19 protein-coding genes and 1 riboswitch are annotated in these 18469 nt (G+C 58.3%); of the genes, 17 read left to right on the top strand and 2 right to left on the bottom strand.

Annotation, left to right across the window (positions count from 1 at the left end):
• Positions 1 to 324: 324 nt before the first annotated feature.
• On the bottom strand, positions 325 to 726 hold the full coding sequence (locus ACFPLB_RS14055) for a PepSY domain-containing protein (RefSeq protein ID WP_378230695.1): 402 nt from the start codon (positions 724 to 726) through the stop codon (positions 325 to 327).
• Between the two features lie 139 nt (positions 727 to 865).
• Here ACFPLB_RS14055 and ACFPLB_RS14060 point away from each other — a divergent pair, with 139 nt between their 5' ends.
• From ACFPLB_RS14060 to ACFPLB_RS14135, 16 genes are all read left to right on the top strand, one after another.
• Positions 866 to 1528, top strand: coding sequence for a response regulator transcription factor (locus ACFPLB_RS14060; protein ID WP_378230698.1), 663 nt, complete (start codon positions 866 to 868; stop codon positions 1526 to 1528).
• On the top strand, positions 1525 to 2919 hold the full coding sequence (locus ACFPLB_RS14065; RefSeq protein WP_378230700.1) for an ATP-binding protein: 1395 nt from the start codon (positions 1525 to 1527) through the stop codon (positions 2917 to 2919). The genes ACFPLB_RS14060 and ACFPLB_RS14065 overlap by 4 nt, the downstream gene beginning before the upstream one ends.
• Before the next feature lie 109 nt (positions 2920 to 3028).
• A complete protein-coding gene (locus ACFPLB_RS14070; protein WP_378230703.1) occupies positions 3029 to 3493 on the top strand; it encodes a universal stress protein in 465 nt (154 codons plus the stop codon).
• Positions 3494 to 3630: 137 nt separating this feature from the next.
• Positions 3631 to 5592, top strand: a complete 1962-nt coding sequence (locus ACFPLB_RS14075) for a heavy metal translocating P-type ATPase (RefSeq protein ID WP_378230706.1) — start codon at positions 3631 to 3633, stop codon at positions 5590 to 5592.
• 13 nt (positions 5593 to 5605) lie between these two features.
• Complete coding sequence (locus ACFPLB_RS14080; protein ID WP_378230709.1) at positions 5606 to 6484, top strand: universal stress protein; 879 nt, start codon at positions 5606 to 5608, stop codon at positions 6482 to 6484.
• A gap of 127 nt (positions 6485 to 6611) precedes the next feature.
• A complete protein-coding gene (locus tag ACFPLB_RS14085) occupies positions 6612 to 7856 on the top strand; it encodes a mechanosensitive ion channel family protein (RefSeq protein WP_378230759.1) in 1245 nt (414 codons plus the stop codon).
• Between the two features lie 557 nt (positions 7857 to 8413).
• A riboswitch (TPP riboswitch) is annotated at positions 8414 to 8519 on the top strand.
• A 21-nt stretch (positions 8520 to 8540) separates the two neighbouring features.
• Positions 8541 to 9374, top strand: coding sequence for a bifunctional hydroxymethylpyrimidine kinase/phosphomethylpyrimidine kinase (gene thiD / locus ACFPLB_RS14090; RefSeq protein WP_378230711.1), 834 nt, complete (start codon positions 8541 to 8543; stop codon positions 9372 to 9374).
• A 4-nt stretch (positions 9375 to 9378) separates the two neighbouring features.
• Positions 9379 to 10356, top strand: coding sequence for an FAD-dependent oxidoreductase (locus ACFPLB_RS14095; protein WP_378230714.1), 978 nt, complete (start codon positions 9379 to 9381; stop codon positions 10354 to 10356).
• Positions 10353 to 10547 (top strand): sulfur carrier protein ThiS, encoded by a 195-nt coding sequence (gene thiS, locus ACFPLB_RS14100; protein WP_378230716.1) that lies wholly within the window; start codon positions 10353 to 10355, stop codon positions 10545 to 10547. Before ACFPLB_RS14095 ends, thiS begins: the two co-directional genes overlap by 4 nt.
• A gap of 3 nt (positions 10548 to 10550) precedes the next feature.
• Positions 10551 to 11315 (top strand): thiazole synthase, encoded by a 765-nt coding sequence (locus tag ACFPLB_RS14105; protein ID WP_378230718.1) that lies wholly within the window; start codon positions 10551 to 10553, stop codon positions 11313 to 11315.
• A complete protein-coding gene (locus tag ACFPLB_RS14110; protein WP_378230721.1) occupies positions 11312 to 11908 on the top strand; it encodes a thiamine phosphate synthase in 597 nt (198 codons plus the stop codon). Before ACFPLB_RS14105 ends, ACFPLB_RS14110 begins: the two co-directional genes overlap by 4 nt.
• Positions 11905 to 12897, top strand: coding sequence for a HesA/MoeB/ThiF family protein (locus tag ACFPLB_RS14115; protein WP_378230724.1), 993 nt, complete (start codon positions 11905 to 11907; stop codon positions 12895 to 12897). Before ACFPLB_RS14110 ends, ACFPLB_RS14115 begins: the two co-directional genes overlap by 4 nt.
• On the top strand, positions 12897 to 13841 hold the full coding sequence (locus ACFPLB_RS14120; protein ID WP_378230726.1) for an ABC transporter substrate-binding protein: 945 nt from the start codon (positions 12897 to 12899) through the stop codon (positions 13839 to 13841). The genes ACFPLB_RS14115 and ACFPLB_RS14120 overlap by 1 nt, the downstream gene beginning before the upstream one ends.
• Positions 13841 to 14536 (top strand): thiaminase II, encoded by a 696-nt coding sequence (tenA, locus tag ACFPLB_RS14125; protein ID WP_378230728.1) that lies wholly within the window; start codon positions 13841 to 13843, stop codon positions 14534 to 14536. The genes ACFPLB_RS14120 and tenA overlap by 1 nt, the downstream gene beginning before the upstream one ends.
• A 29-nt stretch (positions 14537 to 14565) precedes the next feature.
• Positions 14566 to 15237, top strand: a complete 672-nt coding sequence (locus ACFPLB_RS14130) for an ABC transporter ATP-binding protein (RefSeq protein WP_378230730.1) — start codon at positions 14566 to 14568, stop codon at positions 15235 to 15237.
• Complete coding sequence (locus ACFPLB_RS14135; protein ID WP_378230733.1) at positions 15234 to 15977, top strand: ABC transporter permease; 744 nt, start codon at positions 15234 to 15236, stop codon at positions 15975 to 15977. Before ACFPLB_RS14130 ends, ACFPLB_RS14135 begins: the two co-directional genes overlap by 4 nt.
• On the opposite strand, the gene ACFPLB_RS14140 is transcribed toward ACFPLB_RS14135, so the two are convergent.
• Entirely contained in the window at positions 15926 to 16855 is a 930-nt protein-coding gene (locus ACFPLB_RS14140) for a DUF3313 domain-containing protein (RefSeq protein ID WP_378230735.1), read from the bottom strand. The genes ACFPLB_RS14135 and ACFPLB_RS14140 overlap by 52 nt on opposite strands.
• A 371-nt stretch (positions 16856 to 17226) precedes the next feature.
• Between ACFPLB_RS14140 and ACFPLB_RS14145 the strand changes: the two genes are divergently transcribed.
• A complete protein-coding gene (locus tag ACFPLB_RS14145; protein WP_378230736.1) occupies positions 17227 to 18375 on the top strand; it encodes a GGDEF domain-containing protein in 1149 nt (382 codons plus the stop codon).
• Positions 18376 to 18469: the final 94 nt, after the last annotated feature.

Below are 18469 nucleotides of genomic sequence, written 5' to 3' on the forward strand. Positions count from 1 at the left end.
ACTTCAATCTCAAACAAGCCATTGAAATCACTCACTACGTGAGTCCCAGTTTCAAACATAAATCGACAGGCGCCGCCACCGCCAGCCGCAGGATCAGGCGCGGCACCACGAGAGCCAGCACCGCCAGCCCCAGTGTGAAATGCAGCGCAGGCGGGCGCTGAACCACTTCGCGACCGCCCTCTGCGGTCAGCTAGGCACCGAGCACCAGGAGGGCGGTCAGCCAGTGAATGACCACCATGGTTTTCGAATAGCGAGCAGAATTTTGGGACACGGTCTACTTTCCTCTCGTTGGGAGATGGCGGTGAGTGTGGAGGAAGAGCCAGGTCACTTCACAACACTTTTCGGCGGCTTGCCCGTCTCGAACAACTTGTTTGCAGGCAGGGTGCCCGAAGGGCCGCCCGTGCCGGGTCCGGAAGACTGCCGCCGCTCGCGCGGTCCATCGTCGCCTTCATGCCGTTCCTTGCGCTTCATCTTGACGACTGAAAGGGTTTCGGGATCGATTTTCGCCTTGAATGCCTGTCCGGTCTCGTCGAGACCCCGGACCTGATAGCAACCGTCATCGATCTTGATGCGGCTTACCTGCCAGCCGCGTGTCTCGGCCATCTTCTGTACCGCTTCGCGCGGCTGCCACTGACTCATGGGAATATGGCAGTCGTCATCGGCCAAGGCGGTGCCGGATCCGGCCATGACAAGAAGGAGGGCGACTATCCATATCGGCTTCGTCATGTCATTTGTCCTGTATCAGTGATCGCATGCGTTAAAGATGACATCTGTTCCTGACGAATAGCTGAAGCCCCGCCAACCCGTTCGTCAGCAGACTGACAGGTTCGCGAGGCAGCATGCGAGCGAGAAGCAGGGGCGGCAGATGCGAATCCTTCTGGTGGAAGATGACACGATCCTCGGTGCAGCGGTGCGTGATCACATCGCGGCGGACAGTCATTCGGTCGACTGGGTCACCCGCCTCGACGCGGCGTTGGACCATCTGGATAGCGCCGCCTATGATCTCGTCCTGCTCGACCTCATGCTTCCCGACGGGCAAGGTATCGCCTTCCTGCGCGATCTGCGCCGCAAGGGCAGCGTTACGCCGGTTATCATCCTGACGGCGCTGGACCAGATTTCCGATCGCATCGCCGGGCTCAATGCCGGGGCGGACGACTATCTGATCAAGCCCTTCGACCTGTCCGAGTTGTCGGCACGGCTGAGCGCCGTGGCGCGTCGCTACAGTGGCAATCCTAACCCGCTGGTCGAGGTTGGCGGTCTTCAGGTCGATCTTGCCGCAAGGACAGTCATGCGCAATGGCCGCTCCATCGATCTGACGGCGCGGGAATGGGCGCTGTTCGAGGCTTTCGTCCAGCGCCCCGGTCAGGTGATTTCGAAGACGCAGCTGGAAGAACGTCTCTATCCCTTCGGCACCGAGGTGGAGAGCAACACGATCGAGGTTCATGTCAGCCGTCTGCGCAAGAAACTGGGGCATTCGGTCATCGATACGGTGCGCGGGATCGGCTATCGGCTGGGTAGCAGCCGATGATTGCGCCTCGAAGCCTGCAATGGCGGCTGTCGCTCTGGCTGGGTCTGGGCATGACCCTGCTCTGGGTGGCAGCGGCCGCGGTGACCACGCAAAAGCTTCGCCACGAGATGAACGAGGTCTTCGACAGCGCCCTCGAGGAAACCGGCCAGCGCCTTCTGCCGCTGGCCGTTCGCGACGTCATCGGCCGGGACAGCGATGACGAGCCGAGCCAGAGCGTCGCGACGATGCGCGAGCACGATGAATACTTCACCTATGTGGTGCGAGATGCGGAAGGTCGGGTACTGCTGCGCTCGCACAAGGCCGATTTGTCCGCCTTTCCGCCATTCATGGGCATGGGATTTGCGAATACTCCCACGCACCGCATCTATTCCGACGCGGCACTTCAGGGCACGGTCACCATTTCCGTCGCCGAGCCGCTGGCGCGGCGGCGCGCGGTGGCATGGCAGACCTTGCTCGGACTGGCGCTGCCGCTCGGCCTGCTCGTTCCTGTCGGCCTGATCGGGGTATGGGCTGTCGTGCGCCTGTCGATGGTGCCGCTCCGGCGCTTCCGCTCGGACATCGAGGTCCGGGGTGCAGGCGATCTGACACCCATTTCCGCACAAGGCCTACCTTCGGAGATTTTGCCGAATGCGCTGGCAGTGAATCGTTTGCTGGAGCGCCTCCGGCGCACGTTGGAAGCCGAACGCAGCTTTGCCGCCAATTCCGCGCATGAACTGCGCACGCCGGTCGCGGCGGCGCTTGCGCAAACGCAAAGGCTGATCATCGAAACATCGGACAAGGCCGCGCGCGACCGTGCCCGCGAAATCGAGGCGGCCCTGCGCCGGCTTTCCAGGCTGTCGGAAAAGCTGATGCAACTGGCGAGAGCCGAAGGGGCGCGGCTTCGGACGGTGGAGCCGACCGATCTCGCCGCTATTCTCCGCATGGTGGTGAACGAAATGACCGCGAGCGCAGACAATGCTGGCCGCATCGAGCTGGTTTTACCCAATGTTCCCGCACTCTCGCATATCGACCCCGATGCCTTCGCGATCCTGGCGCGGAACCTTATCGAGAACGCGCTGAAGCACGGCTCGCAGCAAGAACCGGTACAGGTGACGCTGGCAGCGGATGGCGAGTTGTGCGTTGCCAATGCCGGACCAGCCGTTGCGCCGGATCTCCTTGCCCGCCTGGCCGAACCGTTCGAGCGGGGCCGGGCGCAGGCCGATGGCGCGGGCCTCGGCTTGGCTATCGCCAGGACTATCGCTGCCGGCATCGGCGGTCGGATCGAACTGCGGTCACCGCGGGAGGGGCACGAGGACGGCTTTGAAGCCCGGGTCGTTGTTTGCGAAGCGCTCGGAAATTCTTCGCTAAAAGTCAGCGATGCACCAATCGCTCCCTCAAGCGCAGGAAAGTAGAAGAACCACATTAAAATGTACGAAAAACATGATCATATCAAGGTTTGAAGATTGCGCCTTTAAGGCGCAAAAAAGCAACGCAATTGACGGCAAGTTGGATTGTAAAACTATGGATGACTTTGTTATGTACACCCATATACTCCTTCCCACAGACGGATCCGAACTGTCGCAGGCCGGTGTGGCACATGGCCTTGCTCTGGCCAGGCTGCATGGTGCACGGGTCACGACGATGACCTCGACGGAGGCTCCAGGTGGCCAATTTGCTTATTCCTTCGAGTTGTGGACGCCCGATGCGGCCGAAATGGAAGCTTATGAAGAGACTCAGCGCCGTGCCGCACAGGCTATTCTTGAGCCTGTGATAAAACGTGCCGGGCAATTGGGGATCGAGATCGAGGCCGTGCATGTGCCTGATCGGCTGGCGGCGCCCGCCATCCTGGACAGCGCTGATAAATATGGCTGCGACGTGATCGTCATGGCATCGCATGGCCGCACCGGTATGAGCCGCATCGCTCTTGGCAGCCAGACAGCAGATGTCCTGGCCCGGGCCTCGATGCCAGTCATCGTTGTCCGTTAGATGCAACGAACTGCAATGCAGATCAGGCAAAGCGAGAATGCTACGCGACGGGCAATGCCGGATCTCTGGGTTGAGGTAACTCCCGTCAAGGCAAGTGAGAGAATGATGTGAAGCAGTCTTTATCATTGGATTTTCCGATGGCGCTGTCCCTGGCAACCGTTCTGGGAATGGTTCTGGCCAGCGCCGGCAGGTGGCTGTTCGGCGGGGATCTGGCTTTCCTTGGCCCGCTGGGCCTGGCACTCGTCTATCTTGCCGGCGGGATGCCGGCCTCATGGCGGGCGCTGGTCGCGCTCTGGCGGGAACGCATCCTCGACATCGACCTGCTGATGGTCGTCGCGGCGATCGCCGCCGCCGTGGTCGGCGCGCCTTTCGAGGGTGCCGTGCTTTTGACACTCTTCAGCATTTCCACCACGCTGGAGCATCGGGCGCTGGGGCGCGCGCGCCGCGCGATCGAGGCGCTAATGGCGCTTCGGCCGGAAACGGCGCTGCGCAAGCGCACGGACGGCAGGGTCGATGAGGTTTCGGCGGCCGAACTTGCCGTCGGCGATGTGGTGGTACTGCGCCCCGGCGCACGAGTGCCGACCGACGGCGTGGTCATGAGCGGGCGTGGCGGCATCGACGAGGCCAATATCACTGGCGAATCCATGCCCGTCTCCAAGGAGCCCGGCGAGCAGGTATTCGAGGCCACCGTCAATCTCGACGGCGTGCTGGAGGTGTCGGTCACCAGGACGGTTGGCGAGAGCACGATTGCCCGCATGATCTTGCTGGTGACCGAGGCGCAGGCCACAAAGGCCCCCTCCGAGCGGTTCAGCTCCTGGTTCGGCCAGCGCTATACCATTGCGGTCCTGGCGGGTGCCGTGGTCGCCTTCGCTGCCTTCTACTGGCTGGGACGAGACTGGGAGCTGGCGCTCTACAAGGCCGCCACGCTCTTGGTCGCGGCCAGCCCCTGCGCCATCGTCATATCGGTGCCCGCTGCCATCCTGTCGGCCCTGTCGGCCGCAGCACGGGGCGGCGTGCTTTTCAAGGGGGGTGCCGCTCTCGAAACGCTCGCGGCCGTCGACACGTTCGCGTTCGACAAGACGGGGACCTTGACGACCGGCCGCGCAGAGGTGACGCAGGTGGTCGCGCTGGACGGCGACGAAAGCCGCTTCCTGTCGCTGCTCGGTGGCCTCGAAGTGCATTCGGAACACCATATCGCCGCTGCGATCCGCAGGGAGGTGGCGACCCGTGATCTCAACATAGCAGATGTGGTCGACGTGACCGCTCGACCAGGTGTCGGAATAGAAGGGTTCGACGCGCTTGGCCCAGTATGGGCCGGCAACTCGTATCTGGTTGATGAAATGGGCGCACGAATCGATCGGCCCGAGTTGCAGAAGATCGTCGGCAACAACCAAACGGTAATTTTTCTCGGGCGTGGTGCCACTGTGCTGGGCGCAGTCAGCGTAGCGGATGAGGCCAGGGACAGCTCCGCTCCCGCTTTGGTCGCCCTGCGCGACAGCGGCGTACGCCGAATCGTCATGATGACGGGAGATCGCAGGCCGGTGGCGCTACGCATCGGCGCCAAGCTTGGACTGAAGCCGGACGAAATCCATGCCGAGATGCTGCCTCAGGACAAGGTGCAGGAAGTCGGCGAACTGGCGGCAAGCGGCAAGGTCGCCTTTGTGGGCGACGGCGTGAACGACGCTGCCGCACTTGCCCGCGCCGATGTCGGCATCGCCATGGGCGCGGCAGGCTCGGAGGTCGCGCTCCAGGCGGCAGATGTGGCTCTGCTTTCGGAAGATATGGAAAGGCTCGCCCACGCACATCGGCTGGCGCGTCGCACCGCGGTCATTATCCGGCAGAACCTCGCCGTCGCCATTGGCGCCATGGTGGTGCTTGTCACCGGCGGCCTGTTTTTCGATCTGCCATTGCCGCTGGCGGTTATCGGCCATGAAGGCGGAACCGTCCTGGTCGTGCTGAACGGATTGCGCCTGTTGTCGGATCGTATTCGCAAGGATACCGGCAAAGCCGTCTCCCTCACTCCGCCAAGCGCAGGCCGGCGATTGTCAACATCCGCAAAACAAGCCGCGCACGGCAAGGTTCCCGAGAAAGCCAGCTGATCGAAAACGCGCCATGACGGCGATATTTCAATGGAATATGGAAGACATGACCCAGAACAACCGACTGAAAAACCTGCTGGTGGCACTTTCCGGTGATGACGAGATGCCCGGCCCGGTGCTTGATTATGGACTGGGCCTCGCCCGGGCGTATCAGTCCAGGGTGACGGTCTGTGTGTTCGCACCTGTCCTGTTGCAGCCCTTTCCGTTGACGCTCGGCTCGTCATCTATCTGGATTGCGCAGGAGACGGACCGTATTGAGACACGGTCCGGCCAGATCGCCCAGGTCGTCCAGCAAAGAGCGCGCGAACTCGGCGTGCCTATCGACGTCGAACATGCGCATTCACCGTTCGACGGCCGGTATTCTCGTTTCATTGCGTTGGCACGCCTGCATGACCTGACAGTGCTGCAAGCCCCTGACCCATCTGATTCCAGCAGGGCCCGCACAGCGATCGAGCATGCGCTGTTCGATTCGGGTCGTCCGGTGCTGATCACCCCGGACGACAAATTTGAAACTCCCCGGAGGGTGATGATCGCATGGGATGGAAGTGCCGAGGCGGCGCGTGCGGTTCGGGATGGGCTGGATTTGTTTCTCGGGGCAGATCATGTCGCAATCGCCACCGTTATTGATACGAAAGGGTCAGAGGGACTTCGGTCCGCCGACGAACTCGTGACGTATTTATCTCGATATGGGATCGGGTCGGAGATATCTGTTATTGCCGCTGTCCCGGGCGAGGACGAAGGGTTCCCTATTCGCCAATTTGTCACTGACCAGCAGGTAGACCTACTTGTCATGGGCGCTTTTGTACACTCGCGGTTGCGCCAGGCAATCCTCGGAGGAATGACGCGCTCTCTGTTGGAGAATTGTCCGGTCCCCATTCTTATGTCGCATTAGATCGATATGTCAGAAGGTGCCAAAATATATCCTTGGTTGTTCGTGCTCCGTCAACAACACGCTTCCATTTAAATCTGATCCGGTAAGCGATGATACTACGAGAATTATTTAGTTTGCCATGAAAACTATCGACTTGTTTTTTCAAAGCCACTCTTGGCTTTCTTCATTCGCGCTGCTGGCTGTTCTCGTCTTGGCTGCCTTTGCGGCGAATTTCCTGGTCAAAGCGGTGTTGCTACGTGTTCTGAAGCGCATCCTGGCGAAAACCGCCTATGGTCGGGACAAGGAACTTCGCCGCCACAGTGTCATTGAACGATTGGCCAACATCATTCCCGCTCTGCTCATCGCAGGCGGTATCGCCTTTGTGCCAGATTTGCCGGACGCTGTTGTGGCCATCGTCCGAAATGTTGCCAGTGCGTTCATTATCCTGACAGTGGCGCTGGCGATAGCATCCGCAGTAAATATTATTGACACTGTGTATCATCGTAGCCCTCAAGGCAGGTTGAAGCCGATCAAGGGGTACATTCAGGTCGCAAAAATTGCGATCTACATCCTTGCAACAATTCTGATTATCGCGGTTGTCACAGACCGCTCTCCAATACTCCTTCTGTCTGGTCTTGGCGCGATAACCGCAGTGCTCATACTTATCTTTCAGGACACTCTCCTGTCACTGGTTGCCGGAATTCAAATCTCTTCCACCGACATGGTGCGGGTGGGAGACTGGATCGAGATGCCGAGTCTGGATGTCAATGGCAACATTCTCGAAATAGCGCTTCACACGGTAACGGTGCAGAATTTTGACAAGACCATAACCACACTTCCCATCCGCAAACTGGTGACAGAGCCGTTCAAGAACTGGCGAGGCATGCAGGAATCAGGCGGACGACGAATCAAGCGTTCACTCAATCTGGAGCAGACCAGCATTCGCTTTCTCGACCAGGCCGATCTGGAAAGGCTCGTCTCCTTTGCGCCACTGGAAGAGTATTTAACGAATAAGTGCGAAGAGTTGGATGAGTGGAACTCCAGGCTGGGTACGCGCGCGCAAGTGCCGGCGAACACGCGCCGTGTCACGAATATCGGTACATTCCGTGCCTATGTTGATGCATATTTGCGCAATCATTCCAGGGTACATAAGAATATGACCGTAATGGTGCGACAACTCGAGCCAGGTCCTGAAGGGCTGCCGCTGGAGCTTTATTGTTTTGCTAACACGATCGCGTGGGTGGAATATGAAGGGATCCAGGCAGACATATTTGACCATCTGCTCGCACTCCTCCCGGAGTTTGGCTTATCCGTTTTCCAGAACCCAAGTGGCACCGATATTCGTTCCTGGTCACGAACCAAGCCAGTCGACAGGACGCATGTGATGAATTGACGAGAGAAACTGATAACGGCCACCAGCTGGATGCCCGCAAAACCTCGGCGGTAGAGCTGCTTATCCCAAAATGACACGGACACAACGGCGTCGTTTGGAGAACAAGAGGGATTCAACGAGCACCCGTTATACCAACGGTCAATATGATTGACCGTTGGAGCGCGCGACCGCGCGCCGCGCCCGCTGGCGCGAAAGCCAAGCGGCCCGGATGGGCCGCGCCGGCGATTGAGGCGTCCTGGATGGGGCAACATCCAGGACCTTTGGTATTACGCCTCGCAAAATTCGTAGAAGGATTTTGCGGGTGCCCAGCTCAGGGATGTATTAAAAGGCAGGTCTTGTTGCAGTTTAAGCGATGTCACTCAAGGTCGGCTCGACTGATTAAGGCAAATAATTGGCCGTACACTACATGTAAAGATGAGATGTCTATAGCAACTTCAAGAAAATAAGACTGATATGCGCAATTAACGATAGAGGTATTCATAAAGGAAAATTACTGGAATATCTCTGATATTTTTACGCCCCTTGCCATTCGCAAATTTCTCCAATAGTGTGTGCATACATACTCGTTGGGGTGCCCTGAGTGATCCGGGCTGAGAGGCGTCAAGCCGACCCATCGAACCTGATCCGGGTAATGCCGGCGGAGGGAACGGGTAGTTAAACGATGCGCGGCAATTTTGCCGGGCAATGCCCCCGTACCAATCCGTCGGTCTAAGTGGGGGCGACGTGACAGCAATCGCATTGACCAAAGCGGGATCCGACAGCGGCGGAGGGGCGGGCATTCAAGCCGACCTCAAGACGTTCTCGGCGCTAGGCGTTTATGGTGCCAGTGTTTTAACCACGATTACGGCCCAGAACACCGTTGCGGTAACGGCGATTGAAGCCATGCCCTCATCGCTTGTGCGTGCGCAAATCGAGACGGTCTTCGAAGATCTGGCGGTTGCAGCTGTCAAGATCGGCATGCTCGGCCAGCCCGAGCTGATCCGCACAGTCGCGGAAAGCCTGCGCGACTGCGACCTGCCTATAGTGCTTGATCCGGTTATGGTTGCCAAATCCGGTGACCGATTGCTTGAAGCGGAAGCCATTGCGGCGTTGCAGTCGGAATTGCTGCCAATAGCCTCAATCCTGACACCGAATCTGCCTGAAGCTGCCGAAATCCTTGATAGCTCAATTGCCGGAGATCCGACAGAAATGGAGGCGCAGGGCCGGGCGCTGTTGGTACTCGGGCCGAAATGGGTGCTGATGAAGGGTGGCCATGCTGCAGGTCCGATCTGTACCGATATATTAATCGGACCGAAGCTTCATTCCCTGACCGCGATGCGCAACCCTACATCCAATACGCATGGCACAGGCTGCACGCTGTCAGCCGCTATCGCAGCGGGTCTGGCGCAGGGTTTGGATGTGCCTGATGCAGTTATTGGTGCGCATAGTTATTTGCAAAGTGCAATTGCCGCCGCTGACCAGTTGGAAATAGGCTCGGGCCACGGTCCCGTGCATCACTTCTATGCGCAATGGAAGTGACGAGATGATCCGTATTCTTGGAGCGGGAGTCATGGGGCTGGTGGTCGCAACCGAACTGACCTCACGCGGCTATAGTGTTGAAGTCGTCGACCCCGAACGCAGTCCCGGCCCTCATGCTTGTTCGTGGTGGGCAGGCGGCATGCTGGCCCCTTGGTGTGAGCGCGAGTCATCTGAGGAGCCAGTCGAGCGGCATGGGGTCACCGCTATTGATTGGTGGGAGCGGAATACCGGTTGCGTCAGTCATAACGGCACACTCGTGTTAGCGTTGTCCCGCGACCGCGGTGAGTTGATGCGCTTTGCCCGGCGCACGCACGGACATCGTCTGTTGAACGAACCCGACATTGCAGCACTAGAAATAGATCTGGCTGGACGCTCCAAAGCAGCATTGTTTTATGAAAGGGAGGCGCACCTCTCTCCGCGAGACGCCTTGCGTCAACTGCAGCAGAATTTGGAAGCAAAAGGCGTGCCATTTTACCGTGAGCCTCCTGCGACTATCCCGGATCTGATCATTGATGCGCGCGGCCTTGCCGCGCGAGACAAGTTGCATGATCTGCGCGGCGTGCGCGGCGAGATGCTAGTTCTACGTTGCACTGATCTGACGCTGTCGCGCCCGGTACGGCTGCTGCATCCTCGAAATCCTATCTATATCGTCCCACGTGGAGATGGAATCTTCATGGTGGGCGCGACGATGATCGAAAGTGATCGACGTGGCGTAGTTTCCGTCCGCTCGATGCTGGAACTTCTGACAGCGGCGTATGCCTTGCATCCGGCTTTTGGTGAAGCCGAAGTACTGGAAACCGGCGCTGATGCCCGTCCAGCCTTTCCAGATAATCTGCCGCGGTTGCGGCGCCATGGCGACACACTGTTTGTGAACGGTCTTTATCGCCATGGTTTTCTTCTGTCACCTGCCGTTGCCACGATGGTCGCGGAACACCTCGAAACCGGCACTATCCCAGAGTTTATGGAGGCTGATCGGATATGAATATCACTCTCAACGGGGAACCTCGCAAAACCACTGCTACGACACTCGCCGGTCTGCTGACGGAGAACGGCTTTGACGGCAAGGTTGCGACCGCGCGCAATGGTGATTTCGTGCCTGCCGGACACCGCGCCACGACCCAGATCTTTGATGGCGACTGCATTGAGGTCGTCGCTCCTATGCAGGGAGGCTAATCAATGCCGCGCTTTTACGGGGTTGAAGTGGACAGCGCCTTGATGCTGGGCACGGCTCGCTATGCTTCACCGTCTATACTTGCCGATGCCTTTCGCGCCTCGGGCGCTGATGTTGCTACTGTCAGCCTGCGGCGAGAACAAGGTGGCGGGCAAGCCTTCTGGCAGTTGATCAGCGAGTTGGACGTTCACATCCTGCCCAACACTGCGGGCTGCCATACCGTCAAAGAGGCAGTCACTACCGCCCACATGGCGCGCGAGGTGTTTGATACCAGGTGGATTAAACTGGAGGTAATCGGCAATGCAGATACGCTGCAGCCCGATGTGTTCGGACTGGTTGAGGCAGCGCGGATCCTGGCCGACGATGGCTTCGAGGTCTTTCCTTATTGCACCGAGGATCTGATTGTATGCGATCGGCTGCTTGACGCAGGCTGTCAGATACTGATGCCGTGGGGAGCGCCGATTGGGTCGGGGCTGGGGATCAGCAATGTACGGGCAATGCGCAGCCTTCGAGCGCATTTCCCTGATGTTCCGATGGTCATTGATGCCGGAATCGGTCTGCCTTCACATGCCGCACAGGCAATGGAGTTGGGCTTTGATGCTGTGCTGCTGAATACGGCCGTATCCAAGGCAGGTGATCCGGTTGCTATGGCGCAAGCGATGGCACTGGCTGTTCAGGCCGGGCGCGCGGCATTCATCGCCGAGCCAATAGAGCCGATTGATATGGCCGTACCTTCAACCCCGGTCATCGGCAAGGCGTTTCTGACATGAGATTGCCGCGCTTTTATCCGATTTTTGATTCATCCGAGTGGTTGGAGAGGATGCTACCGCTTGGTGTGAAGCTTGTGCAACTGAGGGTCAAGGAGCGATCGAAGGCAGAAACCCGCGCCGAGATTCGCTATGCACAAATTCTGTGCCGGGAATATGGTGCAACTCTCGTTGTCAATGATTACTGGCGCATAGCCATTGATGAAGGCTGCGACTGGATTCACTTGGGTCAGGAGGATCTGGACACGGCCGATCTGGGCGCCATCCGTGCGGCCGGACTGAAGCTCGGTGTCTCGACACATGATGAGGATGAGTTGGCTCGGGCGATGGCCCTGCGCCCGGATTACATAGCGCTGGGCCCGATCTGGCCGACGATCCTGAAAAAGATGAAATGGCATCAGCAAGGCGTGGAAAAGCTGACCGAATGGAGAGCGCGAATTGACGATACGCCGCTGGTCGCCATCGGCGGGTTACGGCCTGAACGCGCCGCGCCGGCTTTTGCCGCGGGGGCCGATGTGGTCTCGGTCGTGACCGATGTTACGCGGAACCCCGACCCCGAAGGGCGTGTGCGCGAATGGCTGCAGGTAGTGACATGAGCCGCTATGCTCGTCAGATGATCTTGTCTGGCGTTGGGCGCCACGGACAGGCTCGCATCCGCGCTGCGCATCTGCTGGTAGTGGGTGCAGGTGGGCTCGGCGTGCCGGTAGTGCAGTATCTGGCCGGAGCGGGCGTTGGACGGATTACACTGGTTGATCCTGATATCGTCGAAGCATCGAACCTGCATCGCCAGCCGATTTATGGCGCTTATATCGGGCGCCCCAAGGTGCAGGCCGCAGCCGATTTTGCGCGCGTACTGAACCCTGAAACCTATGTGATGCCGCATATCGCCTGGCTGTCCCCCGACAATGCTTCGGATCTGATCGCCACCGCCGATCTGGTGCTGGATTGCGCTGACAGTTTTGCCGTCAGCTATTTATTGTCAGATTGCTGCATGGCGACGCAAAAGCCACTGATCTCTGCTTCGGCTTTGGGACTATCGGGCTACGTCGGCGGCTTCTGCGGTGGCGCGCCGTCCTTGCGCGCTGTGTTCCCCAGCCTGCCCGATACACTGGCCACCTGTACAACTGCAGGCGTGTTGGGGCCGGTTGTGGCCATGTTGGGGCTCATCCAGGCTCAGATGGCATTGGCAATTTTGATCGGGCTGGATCCCTCACCGCTGGGGCAATTGGTCCGCTATGAAATGCAAGGTTTTCGTAGCTTCTCCTTCCGCTTTGACGATGCACCAGAACCTGATGGCGCTATCCATCGCTTTATCGCGAAATCCGATCTCCTCGCAGATGATTTCGTCGTCGAACTGCGTGACGAGAGCGAGGCTCCGTTACCGGTAATCTCCCATGCACTTCGGCTGAGCGTCGAAGATTTCGGTGTGGACGGTCCCTTTCCAGACCCAGGGCAGCGTACGGTTTTTGCTTGTCGCTCCGGGTTACGTTCATGGCGTGCTGCTGACCGGCTGCGCCCCCACTGGTCGGGCGAGATCGTCCTTCTTGCTGATCCGCCCACCATTCTAACAGGAGAAAATTCGTGATGCTCAAACGCTTAGCCGTAGCTTTGGTTGCGGGCCTTGCCTTCACGCCGCCAACGATGGCGCAGGATAAAATGACTCTGATCCTTGACTGGTTCATCAACCCTGACCACGCGCCGATCATACTGGCTCAAGAAAAGGGGTATTTCACCGATCAGGGGTTGAAAGTCGAGATCATCGCTCCCGCCGACCCAACAGATCCGCCCAAACAGGTCGCAGCCGGAAAGGCCGATCTGGCGGTCAGCTACCAGCCGCAACTGCATCTGCAGGTGCATGAAGGCATGCCGGTGGTGCGAGTCGGAACGCTTGTTTCCACGCCACTGAACTGTCTGATGGTTGATGCCAAGGGGCCAGTACAGAGTCTCGCTGACCTCAAAGGTCGCAAGATTGGCTATTCTGTCTCCGGCGTCGAAGAGGCTGTAATGTCTGCCATGCTGCAAAGCGCCGGACTAACCATGGATGATGTCGAGATGATCAATGTAAATTGGTCACTGACCCCGGCGCTGATGACTGGCCAGGTCGATGCCGTGATTGGCGCTTTTCGCAATTTTGAGTTGACGCAGATGAAACTTGCAGGCGGTGACGGCCGCTGCTTTTTTCCCGAGGAATCCGGGCTACCCGCCTATGATGAGCTGATCTTCATTGCTAACGCCGACAGCCCCGACCGCGATCTCATCACCCGCTTTCTCGCCGCCGTCGAACGCGGGGCGCACTATATGGTCAACCACCCCGATGAGGCCTTCGAGGTGTTTTCTGCTACCTCACCTGATCTGAAAGATGAGCTGAACAGCCGCGCTTGGGTGGATACATTGCCGCGTTTCACTCATAGCCCGGCGGCGCTCGACCATGGCCGCTATGCTCGTTTCGAGGCGTTCTTGCACGAGGCAGGCCTGATCGACAGCATCCTGCCAGTTTCGAACCTGGCTTTTGACCCGGAGACACAATAGTGAATATCAGAACGAATTTTATCGCGCCCGATTATGGCCGCAGCTTTGATCTGTGGCGCGAGCAATGCCTCACCCCATGGCATGACTATACTCATCATCCCTTTGTCGAGGGGATGAAGGATGGTACCTTGCCTCGCGCAGCATTTCTGAACTATCTGCGCCAAGATTATCTGTTCCTGATCCATTTTTCGCGTGCTTGGGCGCTTGCGGTTGTCAAGGCAGGAAACCTGGCTGAGATGCAAGCGGCAAGCGCCACCGTACACGCGCTGCTACATTTCGAAATGGCCCTCCATGTCGAAATCTGCGAGGGCGAGGGCATCACCCGAGCAGAACTCGAGGCGGCTGAAGAGGCGCCTGCAAACATGGCCTATACCCGCTATGTGCTGGAGGCCGGTTTTTCTGGCGATTTCCTGGACTTGCTGGCAGCGTTGGCACCTTGCATCATGGGTTATGGCGAGATAGGCGCGCGGCTCCTTCAGGAAGCGGGCGACACCCCTTATCGCAACTGGATCGAGACCTATGGCGGGAACGAATTCCAGAAGCTCTGCCGTGATACCGGCGCACTGATTGACCGCGCGATAACCGACCGCCTTGGGCCTGAACCAGATACCCGACCGGGCTGGTCAAGGCTATGTCGCCATTTCACCAATGCCACGCGGCTGGAGATCGGCTTCTGGGGTCTTGGGCAGGCATGACGTCACTGGTGTTGGCGGGGCAGGTGCACATGGGCAACCAAGCCCTGTTCCCGCCAATCCGATTTGAGCTGCCTGCAGGGCAATGGACCACCCTTCTGGGACCGTCGGGGGTGGGCAAGACTACCCTCTTGCGCCTTATTGCCGACTTGCCCATCGGCGGAACCTTCGCAGGCCAGATCAGCGGGCGACGTCCAGTGGCGCTGATGGCACAGGATCCGGGGCTTCTGCCATGGTTAACCGTACGCCAGAATGCAGCACTTGGTGCAAGGCTGCGCGGCGAAGCTATTGATCCCACACGGCTGGGAGCCATCCTTGCGCATACCGGATTGGCCGAACATGCCACGAAATATCCCGCTGCATTGTCGGGGGGACAGCGTCAGAGAGTGGCGCTGGCTCGTACCTTGATGGAAGATCGCCCACTCATCTTGCTGGATGAACCCTTTTCGGCGCTGGATGTACGGATGCGGCTGGCCATGCAGGACCTGGCTGCCGGTTTGTTGAAAGAGCGTATGGTGCTGATGGTGACGCATGACCCGGCCGAGGCCGCTCGTCTATCCCACAATATCTACCTGCTGACCGAAGCCGGATTGATTGTAAAATCCGTCCCTGCCGCGCCTGCGCCCCGCCCGCCCTCGCATCCCGATGTTCTGGCTTGCCAGAGTGCGCTGCTGACCCGCCTGATCGAGGGCGGGCCAGCATGAGTCTACGCCGCATCGGAACCGTCATCATGGTGACGATGGGTTGTCTGCTGGTCTGGCAGGTGCTGGTGATCGCCACAGGGGTCCCGCATTTCATCCTGCCTGATCCACAAGCAGTTGTCCGGGCGATGGCCAGCCATCAGACGGTGCTGGCGCGTGCGGCGTTGCACACGGGAGCAGAAATAATAATCGGCTTTGCCATTGGCGCGGCGGTCGGCGCTGGACTGGCGGTGGTGATGGCGGCTTTTCCGCGTCTCGCAGCAGCATTGCGTCCAGTGCTGTTATTTTCGCAGGTCATCCCGATCTTTGCACTCGCACCCTTGCTGACACTGTGGCTTGGCTATGGCATGGCGCCCAAGATCACCGTGACGGCTCTGATCTGCTTTTTCCCCGTAGCTTCCGCGTTTCTCGACGGGCTGTTGCGCACGTCACCCGCCTGTCTTGATCTGGCGCAAACCATGGACACAGGACGTTGGAGGACAATGTGGCATCTGCGCATCCCGATGGCGTTGCCGATGCTGGGAAGCGGGCTGAAGCTCGCCGCCGTCTATGCTCCCATTGGTGCGGTGATCGGCGAATGGGTCGGTGGCTCCGAGGGGCTCGGGGCAGTGATGATCCACGCTAATGGCCGTATGCGTATCGATCTCAGCTTCGCAGCTTTAATGCTGGTGACGGTGATCGCGCTGGCCTTTCATTGGGTCACAAGCACCTTCGTAGATCGTGCGTTTGCCAGATTTTCCTGATCAGAGTTTTCAGCAATAGGAATGTATGGCGATTCATCCGTCCACTGTGGTGGCAAACCAAGCCGCCCAGCTATCATGCCAGGTAGACCTGGTGCACGCCCAAAATATTCGCAGGCGGGATATTTGGGCTTTCCGCCAAGCCATGATTGCATTTGAACTTTTGATGGAAGAGAGAGATCTATCGCCGCCGCTTTTTTCCCGGTAATAAGTATTTGGGAAAAATCACCCGCGAACTTTGTGGAGAGGGTATAGGCATCACCCACTTCGGAATAGCGCGGCTTGTTCTGAAAAGAATTTGCTCCCCGCGCCCATACTATTGCAGCACGCTGAGCAGCGGTGTGATCAATAGCTTCTGCCTCAACAGAAAGACCACCAAGGCCAATCGGCAGCCGTGGTACGCTGAGGAAGGGAATATCACCGGGTATTATAAAGCTACTGCCTGTACTTATGACCGTTGCGAGGCCTGCCATCGCCTTGTCGGTAGGAGTAATATCGGTAATCACGGATCGGATTGTAAGATCAACTGGCTGACCATTAGGTACCATTTGGTACCTCTCACTGAGTGCTATGCATAGCGCACGATCTAAGGCATTCGAAACTAGTGAACGATCTGCCTCCAGAGTAATGTGGGATGCCGCATCAATTGTGTAAGTTGTCGGAATGATACTTACCGTCTTCATTCGAGACAGGCCATCTCCATCCACGTACACCCGCTGCTTAAATAATTTTCCTTCAGCTGGTCCAATATTGTCATAAGAGCTGAGTGTTCCAGCCTCGTGTAAAGGCATCGTTGTGCAGCCTATTGTGATATATGAGATTGATGCAAGAATAGATATTTTGAATTTATATATATAGTTCGCGGATGGTTTGCCGCTCATAATATATGATCCCTGCTGTGAATGGACGGCGTGCAATATCGAAAGTAGGTTGCCGCAACATTGCGGGGGTCGCGGTTCGCTATGATGACTGGTACTCAAGGTTGAATGGGGCGCTGCGTCACCTGACCGGTACGGGAGTTCGTTCTGGCAGATTGAAGGGACAGTTGCGGCGGCGGCGGCTCATTCCGAAATTTAGCCTAATGCCGTAAATAATAGGATGGCAGAATGCGAAGTCACGCCCACTGAGCATAGGAAACCGCGAGAACTCTTAAAGCAATGGCAATCAATTTGAAGGAAACGTTTCCACAACGAATGTTTCAGTCGAGCCGACGGGCCCGCTTCTTGGCAAGCGATCGTGGTTCTGGAGAAAAATGGACGATATTGGTCGCCTTGCATTTCTGCTTATCGGTCCTGGCACGCTCATCGTCTTCGGGTTGGGTTTCCTGTGGGTATGGCTGATTGAACGACAGCGCCACTACCTGCTGCTACTGGCCAGCGGCTGTGTCCTTTTTTCCATGGGTGCGCTGACGCAGATATTCTATGTACCGTCCGATACGGGCCTCAATGCCATAGTCTCTAATGCGTTCTACACCTCCGCAGTGCTTCTGGTCGCCGAAGGTCTGTTGCGACGCGCAGGCAAGCGATTTGGATTTGTGCCGCACATCGTGCTGATGGCCAGCTCCGCCCTGTTGATCTGGTATTTTTTCTATGTGGAGCGCAATCTCGTCGCACGTGTCTATATCCAGAACTTCGGCTTTGGATTGATCTTGCTGGTCACGGCGCTGCGCTTGGCCAGACCGGTTAGGGCGCGCGCCATAGATCGCACTCTGTTCTGGGTGCTGCTCATATTCGCCGTGCAATTCTTCCCGCGCACCGTGCTGACGCTGGGCTTCAGTGCGCCGGAAGGAGCCAGGGCGTTCGGCCAGTCGCTGTTCTGGTCCGTGCTGCATCTTTCACTCGCAGTGCTCGGCGCAGGCCTCGCCTTCGTCATTCTCGCAGCGGTGGTGACGGACATGGTCGAGGACTTGCGACGTGAACGGGACCACGACCAGCTTACCGGCGTGCTCAACCGGCGGGGCTTTGAGAATCGTGCTGATCACCTTCTCGCGGGCTCGACCGGCATGGTGGCGCTGGTGCTGTGCGATCTCGATCATTTCAAACGGATCAACGACACGTTCGGGCATGCAGCCGGTGATGAGGTGCTGGAGGCTTTCGGCGCAATACTGCGCCGCAACATACGCAGGCGCGATGTCGTGGGCCGGATAGGAGGGGAGGAATTTTCCATCCTCCTGCCAGATGCCGACGCCGAGGGCGCGCACGAGCTCATCGCGCGATTGCGCGCGGTTCTGGGCCAAACGACGTTCCGGCTACCGGAGGCGGCCTGCGTCACAGCCAGCTTCGGCATTGCCGTATCACGCGGCGGAGAACAACGAGCGGCCCTGATGGCACGCGCCGACAGCGCCCTCTATCAGGCCAAGAATACCGGCCGCAACCGGGCCATGTTAAGCACAAACGTCTAGTATTGCGGTCGCCTTTGATATTGCGAGGCGATCTGGATCCTTGAACCGCGGCTATCTTCATCTGGTCTTTCAGGCGCAGCTTGCCACGATCATG

The organism is Aquamicrobium segne (assembly GCF_042656785.1).
Classification (GTDB): Bacteria; Pseudomonadota; Alphaproteobacteria; order Rhizobiales; family Rhizobiaceae; genus Mesorhizobium; species Mesorhizobium segne.

Coding starts and splice junctions, on each gene's coding strand:
- ACFPLB_RS14055 (WP_378230695.1), bottom strand. CDS start 726: ATGACGAAGCCGATATGGATAGTCGCCCTCCTTCTTGTCATGGCCGGA.
- ACFPLB_RS14060 (WP_378230698.1), top strand. CDS start 866: ATGCGAATCCTTCTGGTGGAAGATGACACGATCCTCGGTGCAGCGGTG.
- ACFPLB_RS14065 (WP_378230700.1), top strand. CDS start 1,525: ATGATTGCGCCTCGAAGCCTGCAATGGCGGCTGTCGCTCTGGCTGGGT.
- ACFPLB_RS14070 (WP_378230703.1), top strand. CDS start 3,029: ATGGATGACTTTGTTATGTACACCCATATACTCCTTCCCACAGACGGA.
- ACFPLB_RS14075 (WP_378230706.1), top strand. CDS start 3,631: ATGGCGCTGTCCCTGGCAACCGTTCTGGGAATGGTTCTGGCCAGCGCC.
- ACFPLB_RS14080 (WP_378230709.1), top strand. CDS start 5,606: ATGACGGCGATATTTCAATGGAATATGGAAGACATGACCCAGAACAAC.
- thiD (WP_378230711.1), top strand. CDS start 8,541: ATGCCCCCGTACCAATCCGTCGGTCTAAGTGGGGGCGACGTGACAGCA.
- ACFPLB_RS14095 (WP_378230714.1), top strand. CDS start 9,379: ATGATCCGTATTCTTGGAGCGGGAGTCATGGGGCTGGTGGTCGCAACC.
- thiS (WP_378230716.1), top strand. CDS start 10,353: ATGAATATCACTCTCAACGGGGAACCTCGCAAAACCACTGCTACGACA.
- ACFPLB_RS14105 (WP_378230718.1), top strand. CDS start 10,551: ATGCCGCGCTTTTACGGGGTTGAAGTGGACAGCGCCTTGATGCTGGGC.
- ACFPLB_RS14110 (WP_378230721.1), top strand. CDS start 11,312: ATGAGATTGCCGCGCTTTTATCCGATTTTTGATTCATCCGAGTGGTTG.
- ACFPLB_RS14115 (WP_378230724.1), top strand. CDS start 11,905: ATGAGCCGCTATGCTCGTCAGATGATCTTGTCTGGCGTTGGGCGCCAC.
- ACFPLB_RS14120 (WP_378230726.1), top strand. CDS start 12,897: ATGCTCAAACGCTTAGCCGTAGCTTTGGTTGCGGGCCTTGCCTTCACG.
- ACFPLB_RS14130 (WP_378230730.1), top strand. CDS start 14,566: ATGGGCAACCAAGCCCTGTTCCCGCCAATCCGATTTGAGCTGCCTGCA.
- ACFPLB_RS14135 (WP_378230733.1), top strand. CDS start 15,234: ATGAGTCTACGCCGCATCGGAACCGTCATCATGGTGACGATGGGTTGT.
- ACFPLB_RS14140 (WP_378230735.1), bottom strand. CDS start 16,855: ATGAGCGGCAAACCATCCGCGAACTATATATATAAATTCAAAATATCT.
- ACFPLB_RS14145 (WP_378230736.1), top strand. CDS start 17,227: ATGGACGATATTGGTCGCCTTGCATTTCTGCTTATCGGTCCTGGCACG.